This is a genomic window from Cupriavidus sp. 05N39 (genome assembly GCF_056397325.1).
In genome coordinates this window covers 20,710-27,498 of record NZ_JBFTNE010000151.1, presented here as the reverse complement: position 1 = coordinate 27,498, position 6,789 = coordinate 20,710, and the positions used below count along the sequence as shown (strand labels likewise).

Genomic DNA, 6,789 nt, shown 5'->3' with positions numbered 1-6,789 from the left:
GTTGTTGCCATTCATGTTGGTGACGTTCTGCGTCTGGCCGATCAGTTGCTCGGCATTGAAGGTCGAGTCGATCTTGACGGCGCTGAACACGGGCAGGAAGGGCACGAAGCCGCCGCGCACGGCGCGCATGGCRCGGGCGTCGAGTTCTTCGGTGACGGACAGGTCTTTGATGGCGAGGGTGGTAGTCATGGCAGTTCTCCGGGAAATGCAGTAGCTTGCGAATTCAGCCTGGGCGGTAGCCCGAGGCTCAATAGATGTTGTTCTGGGCGTTCTGGGTCGAGTGGACATKCGACTTGATGTCGTCCGCGAAGGCCGTGTTGTTGCCGTTCATGTTGACGACGTTCTGCGTCTGGCCGATCAGCTGCGARGCGTTGAARGTCGAGTCGAKCTTGACCGCGCTGAACACGGGCAGGAAGGGCACGAAGCCGCCGCGCACGGCGCGCATGGCRCGGGCGTCGAGTTCTTCGGTGACGGACAGGTCCTTGATGGCGAGGGTGGTAGTCATGGCARTTCTCCTTGGGAGCGRTTGGGACTTGGGTTCGGTTGGTTCGAGCATTGTTTCTGCGCTCGGGAGGTACAAACGCATGGAGTGTGCCAAGGCGGGSCAGGTCAGCGTGAATCGCCCGCAAACGCAGGCGGGGCCTGGGAAGAAATTTTTCGAGGCGGGGAAAATGGCGCCAGCGCACGGTGCGCGGCGGCCTAAATCTGGCGGGCAAAAACCAACACAACAGGCATCGGGTGTCTGCAGTTGCGCGACACGCCGGGCCAGTCCCCCGGCGACCGCTGCCAAAGCGGGGCTAAGCGGCGACGCGGCGCATGGGGACTTTATGGAGATTTACGCCTGACATGTACCTCATCAGGCCTTGCGTGACGCCCACGGAAAATTCCGTTGCCTGCCCGGGTTCGGGTTCCAGGACAGCAGATCAAGTGTCGGAAGCAGGGGGGCGCGCCGCCCTCTCGCTACGTGCAATTGGCGCGGTAAGTTTCCTGCAATGACTTGCGTGACTGGTCGCGCTCGATCTTGGGAATAGTGCGCCCCTGCGCGTTCTGTGTTGCCGGCCCGGGCGACTGGTAGGACGGCTGCTTCGAGGTGGCGTTGAATTGCTCCTTCAGAGCCTCGCACTTGGCGCGCGCGGCATCCTCGGCACTGGCGGAGTCGGCGGACGGAGGACGATAGGGGCTGGCGCCACCCTGTACTGCCTCGGATATGGCATTTTCGGCACCCTGGCCCGCTGCGGGCTGTGCCATGCCAGCCGTGGAAAAACCAAGTGCCATCAGGCTGGCCAGGATAAATTTCCGGGACATACGCATACGCTCTCCGGTGGAACGATGATTTCGCTGGCGCGCTTGATCCGCCTGTTTCGGGCACGACCGGCGGCGACCAGGCCAACGGTAGTCTTGCCGGAGCACATTTCCGTCGCCGTAGCAGCCGGGTCGGGCCTAATGCGGTTTGTCCTGCCCCAGGCGAGACATGTTGTACTTGATCACATCCGATACCGCGGCGGTCATCACCGAGGTCGAGACGCCGAACATCAGGATGCCGTTAGCCGCCTCAATCGGGCCGAGCAGGCGCCACTCCTCGGACATGACAATGTCGCCATAGCCCAATGTAGCGAAGTTGACACCGGAGTGATAGAGCGCGGTGGGGAAATTGCTGAATTCGCCGAGAATCATGAACAGCACCGCCCAGATGACCATTTGCATGAAGTTGGCGAACAGTGTCAGCACCATCACCAGCGACAGCAGCAAGATATCGGTCCACAGTGATTCATGCCCGAGGCGGCTATTCCGGAAGCGCGCGTAGCGGCGCAAGCAGACGGCAACAACGCACCCCTGCAGCAACAGGCAGAGAAGCATGACGGGAGCGGCGGCCAGTACATGGTGCAGCATGGTTTACTCCATCAGGGAGCGGGCAATGGTATGCGGCCGGGTTTGTCCAGAAGCCAGAGCATCAGGCAGGCATACAGGGTAACGCCGACGAACAGCCCCATGCGTACGGCGAAAGCGGTAAAGACGTCCTTGCCGGCCGCACTGTCCTGGACCGACTGGCCCAGCAGGATGACCATGGTTACCAGGCTGTTCAGCCAGAAGCCGGGCGGGTAACGCGTCGGGCTGATGGCATACAGCTTGCCTCCTGCCACCAGGACGAAGAGCAGCATCCATAGAAAGAACATCCACAGGTGCACGAACAGGCTGAGTGCGGACCAGAACAGGATGGCCAGCAGGCCGCCGAACAGCGTGGAACCAAGCAACTCGCGCGCGGCACCGCGGGCGGTCGTGCAGCTTTGCCTGCCGAGACTGACCGATTTCATGATGATCGGCAGGTAGGCGGCGGGATCGCTCAGCGCCAGCAGGAACGCCGGCATTACCACCAGCGCCGCGCGTAGCGCCATCCAGTCGGCCACGCTGTTCGGCAGTACCTGGGCGGCCCGCGCAGGCCGCCCGCCTGCGGGTTCGGGAAACAGCCAGTGAACAAGAGCCAGCGCCAGCACGGCCAGCAGGAGTCCTTTGACGAGGGCGCCGATCACCGTGACGGCCAGGCCGAAATCGGCGGTGCCCGCCGCGGAAATCATGGTCAGGCCAGCCGCCAGGAATGTGGCGACCAGATTGTTTCCGCCGCGCAGGCCATAGCGGAATGCCAGGAAGAGGAGCAGGCCGGTCAAAAGCACGCCGCTGAACCAGTAATAGCGCAGAAAGGGGAGAAGCAGCAGGCCGCTGCCCGTCGTCAGCATGACGACCAGCGCCAGGCCCAGCCCGGCCTTGAGCGGCAGGGGGCGGTCGAGAGAGGCAATCACGAACAGGCCAAGTACCGGCGCCACCACCGGGAGGGACCAGCCTAATCCGAAGCTGGTCGCCAGGCAAAGCGCGGCGCCGGATGCCAGGCGCAGCGGACGCCGGGAAAGGCGAGCGGGCTCAGCGGGCATGGCCGCCATCACCATTAGTAGGCATAGGACAGCCAGCTCATGACGAACAGGAACAGGTGGCCAAGGGGGTTGAGCGGATTGCCCTGGGTGGGGAACGCCATGACTTCGGCCTGCCCGCCCACGCGCACGCCGTGCAGTTTGGCCAGCTCGCCCGGGGCGAATTCGATGACCACGGGGAAGCGCTGGGCCGGGCGTAGCCAGTCGCGACTGTTCTGTATCGTCGGCAGGCTGCCGGGCGGCGTGCTCTGGCCCACACTGACCCCATAACCGATACTGCGGACACGGCCGTCCAGTACCTTGCCCGGGTAGGCGTCCAGCACGATGGCGACGGACGTGCCGGGTTCGACGCGGCCGAGGTTATTCTCGGTCATTTCCGCGCTTACCCAGACGTCGTGAATGGCGATCAGCGTCATCACCGGGCTTCCGCCGGCGGCATATTGGCCGGCTTCGGTGCGCAGATCGGTGATCAGGCCCGCCGTGCGCGCACGCACCTGCGAGTTGGCCAGGTCCAGTTCGGCCTTGTCCACATTGGCTGCAGCGCTGCGCAGCTTGGCGTTGTCTTCTTCACTGCCCCCCTCTTGCTCACGCGCGCGCTCGACTTCGGCACGGGCTGCGGCAACTTGGCTGACGGCCTGTACGTGCGTGGCGCGGGCCACCTCGAGACGGCGAAGCGAAACAGTTCCCTGGTCTTCACGATACAGGCGCTCAAGGCGATCGCTGTCCTGGCGTGCCTTGAGTTCATTGGCCTGGGCGGCACGCAGGGATGCCTGGGCCGAGGCGATGCCGGCGGTGCTTGCGCCGATCTGCCGCCGCATGGACTCGAGATCGGCGCGGGCACGGTCGAGTGCAATGCGATAGTGCTGCGGATCGACCTCGAACAATACGTCTCCGGCCAGGACGTTCTGGTTGTTGCGCACCTGCACCCGGGCCACCCGGCCCGACACTTCAGAGGCCACCGGGACGACAAAGGCCTGGACCCTCGCTTGCTGTGTATACGGCGTGTACCGGTCGGCCAGCAGGTACCAGGCCAGGCTCAGCGCAATCAGGCCGACTACCCACCTGACTCCCCGCTTCGTCGGGTCGGCTGCGGGCGCCGGTGCGTCCGGCGGCGGGGACGCGGGGGGTTGCGGTGTGTCATTCATCCGGGCTCACCCTCGGCACGGGGACGTTGGAGTTGCGTGGCTGGCGGCCTGTCTCGTTCAGCAAGTCGCCCCAATCGGTACGCTGCTGCATCTGCTGACGGGTGGCCGCGTCGACCAGCGGCAGGGACGTGTACCAGCCGCCGCCCATCGCCTTGTAAAGCGCGATGAGATTGTTCACTGCATTGCCGCGGTTGAGCAGGTAAGCATCCTGCTGGGCGACCAGCGCGCGCTGGGCATCCAGCACACGCTGGAACTCCGAGTACCCTTCGCGAAAGAGGGCATTGGCCAGTGTCAGCGAGCGGTTCGCTGCCTGCGACGCTTCGCGCAGGATCGTTTCGCGCTCCAGCGCCTTGATCAGCCCGGTGGCCGCATCGTCGGCTTCGCGCGCCGCCTGGCGCACGGTATCCTGGTAGGTGACGATCCGCTGCTGCAGGCGTGCGTCCTGTACTCGCACATTGTTCGTGATGCGGCCATAGTCGAACAGGTTCCACTGCACGCTGGGGCCACCGATCAGGACCCACCCGCCGGGCGTTCCCGGCAGCGAAGTGGCTGACCACCCGATGCTCCCCAGCAGCGTGACCGACGGATAAAGATCGGCCTTGGCCACGCCGATGAGCGCCGACTGGGCGGCAACCTGCAGTTCGGCTGAACGGACATCGGGGCGGCGCAGCAGCAGGTTGGCGGGCACGTCCTGCAACACCGCGTGATCGATCAGCGGGATCACACCCTCCTTCTCGAGCAGTTCCTGCAGTTCCGGCAAGGGACCCGGGGGGCGGCCGATCAGGATCGCCAGCGCATTGCGGGCGCGCAAGATCTGGTTTTCCAGATCGGGGATGCTGCTCAGGGTGCCCAGGTACTGGGTCTTGGCTTGCTGGAGGTCGAGCTCATCGCTTTCCCCACTCTTGAACAACCGCTCGGTAATTTCGAAACTGCGCTTTTGCAGCCGGGCATTCTCGCGGGCGATGCGCAGGCGCGCCTCGGCGGTGCGAAGGTCGAAGTAGGTTTGCGCGAGCTGCGCGTGCAGCAGTACCAGGGCGTCTTCATGATTGGCTTCGGCGGCGAAATAGGCCGCGTCCGCCGACTCGATGGCGCGGGCAAACCGTCCCCAGAAATCCAGCTCCCACCCAATGTCGAAACCCGCGCTGTATTGCCAGACACCGCTGCTTTCACCAGGAATGCCGGTCTTCCTGCTACGCGCGTACAAGGCGTCGGCCCTGGCCTGCTGCACTTGCGGGTACCGCCCGGCCAGGGCAATGCCCAGCTGGGCGCGGGCTTCCACCACGCGCAGGCCGGCAATCTTCAGGCCGGCATCGTTGGCATCGGCAGCCGCAATCAGATGTTCAAGAACAGGATCCGAAAAGACTTTCCACCACTCGCGCATATCGGACTGCGGGCGCTGCTGGCTGGCCTGTTCGACAGCCGGGGTAGTCCAGTGCTCGGTCCAGGGATCGTGCTGTGCCTGGAAATCCGGCCCCACGCGCGCGCAGCCTACGAGGACCGATGCGCCGATCAGCACCAGTCCGGCAGGACGACACGGTGACGACATGAGGCGAGAATGGCAATTCAAACCTGCTCCTGGTCGCCTGGCACGCTATCGGGCGGCACGTCCCCGACCCGCTGCCAGAACAGTTGATCGCTGATCAGGCAAAGGAACGGGCGGCATTCGTGGCGCACCCGCTATCCGGTGCGCGAAGCGCCAGGTAATGCGACCGGTCCCGCAATCGCCGCGTAAAGCCCGGGACTGCAACGGGACTTGATTGGCGTGGATGCTGCTAGTGACCAGCATTGCGCGGCGCCCCGACCGATTGCGGCTCTACCTTGGTCCAGCCTGGACCGGGATCAAACGAGGTGGTCGCGGCAGCCTTGGCGGCGCTTTCGGGCCCGAGATCACTCTCATAGAGCTGCCCGGCGTGACTCACCATGAAGCTCTTCACGCCGGTGTCACCGTATCGGATCGGCCACGCTATCACGGCGAAGCCGCCAAAGAGCTTGCCGCGCACCATATAGTCGAATGCGCCGCCGGGTGCGTGCCGGCCCTGTTTCGTCAGAAGCTTGTAGTGGTACCCGTGATAGCCTCCCGCTTCCTTTGCGCGGGCACCGGCCGTGGCGAAGGCTTCGCCCAGCGGGCTCGGCCGCTCGCCAGCCTGCGTCGGCCAGTACAAGCCATCCTGCTTGCCTGGCGAGCTGGCAAGCTTGGCGGCATAGCTAACCATGCCGGAGCCGTCGTGGTCGGACTGGGCGTAGTCGTTCTGCGCGTCATGAATGGCAAGCATGGTTTGCATGACGGCCAATTCATTGCGCCCGATACGGCGCAAGCGCATATCCTCCACACCGGCGCGGGTGTCGAAGCGCCAGCCCCCGCCGGAATTCACCAAGGGCAAGGGGAGCGTCCAGCCATCGGTGCCGACGGCGATCCGGGCATGTTTTTCATCTACGGGTTGCACGGCATGGGAAGCCTCCCACGCCGTGAGAAAGCGGCTGCGGATTTCCGCGTCGGCAGGTGGGATCAGCGTGCGGAAGTCATTGCCCAGCAGTGACTTCAGGGCTGCCTCGTCATTGTTCGCAACAGCCGCCCCAAAAGCCGTCATGGCCGCTTCTGGCGTGGGGAATGCTTTTTGCGCGTGGGCGGTGCCCAGGATGCAGGTGGCCAGGCACAGCGCCACGGCAATCCGAATGCCGATTGCGCCAAGCGGGAGTCGGGCAAAACGAGCGGTGATTAGCAT

Annotated in this window: 8 protein-coding genes; all 8 read right to left on the bottom strand. The window is 64.5% G+C overall.

Annotated features, from left to right (window positions below):
* A partial coding sequence (locus AC1DN0_RS37960) for a hypothetical protein (protein WP_477146471.1) occupies nucleotides 1-189 on the bottom strand: 189 nt, incomplete at its 3' end.
* 58 nt (nucleotides 190-247) lie between these two features.
* Complete coding sequence (locus AC1DN0_RS37955) at nucleotides 248-505, bottom strand: hypothetical protein (protein ID WP_477146470.1); 258 nt, start codon at nucleotides 503-505, stop codon at nucleotides 248-250.
* A 455-nt stretch (nucleotides 506-960) separates the two neighbouring features.
* The gene (locus AC1DN0_RS37950) at nucleotides 961-1,311 is read right to left on the bottom strand and encodes a hypothetical protein (RefSeq protein ID WP_441637379.1); all 351 of its coding nucleotides are present in this window, start codon (nucleotides 1,309-1,311) and stop codon (nucleotides 961-963) included.
* 129 nt (nucleotides 1,312-1,440) lie between these two features.
* Nucleotides 1,441-1,890 carry an ion channel gene (locus AC1DN0_RS37945; RefSeq protein ID WP_441637377.1) on the bottom strand — a complete coding sequence of 150 codons (450 nt, stop codon included), beginning with the start codon at nucleotides 1,888-1,890 and terminating at the stop codon, nucleotides 1,441-1,443.
* 11 nt (nucleotides 1,891-1,901) lie between these two features.
* Nucleotides 1,902-2,924, bottom strand: a complete 1,023-nt coding sequence (locus AC1DN0_RS37940; RefSeq protein WP_477112000.1) for a DUF2955 domain-containing protein — start codon at nucleotides 2,922-2,924, stop codon at nucleotides 1,902-1,904.
* Between the two features lie 14 nt (nucleotides 2,925-2,938).
* Complete coding sequence (locus AC1DN0_RS37935; RefSeq protein WP_441637373.1) at nucleotides 2,939-4,066, bottom strand: HlyD family secretion protein; 1,128 nt, start codon at nucleotides 4,064-4,066, stop codon at nucleotides 2,939-2,941.
* The gene (locus tag AC1DN0_RS37930) at nucleotides 4,059-5,612 is read right to left on the bottom strand and encodes a TolC family protein (protein WP_441637380.1); all 1,554 of its coding nucleotides are present in this window, start codon (nucleotides 5,610-5,612) and stop codon (nucleotides 4,059-4,061) included. Before AC1DN0_RS37930 ends, AC1DN0_RS37935 begins: the two co-directional genes overlap by 8 nt.
* Nucleotides 5,613-5,838: 226 nt before the next feature.
* A complete protein-coding gene (locus AC1DN0_RS37925; protein ID WP_441637371.1) occupies nucleotides 5,839-6,789 on the bottom strand; it encodes a DUF2950 domain-containing protein in 951 nt (316 codons plus the stop codon).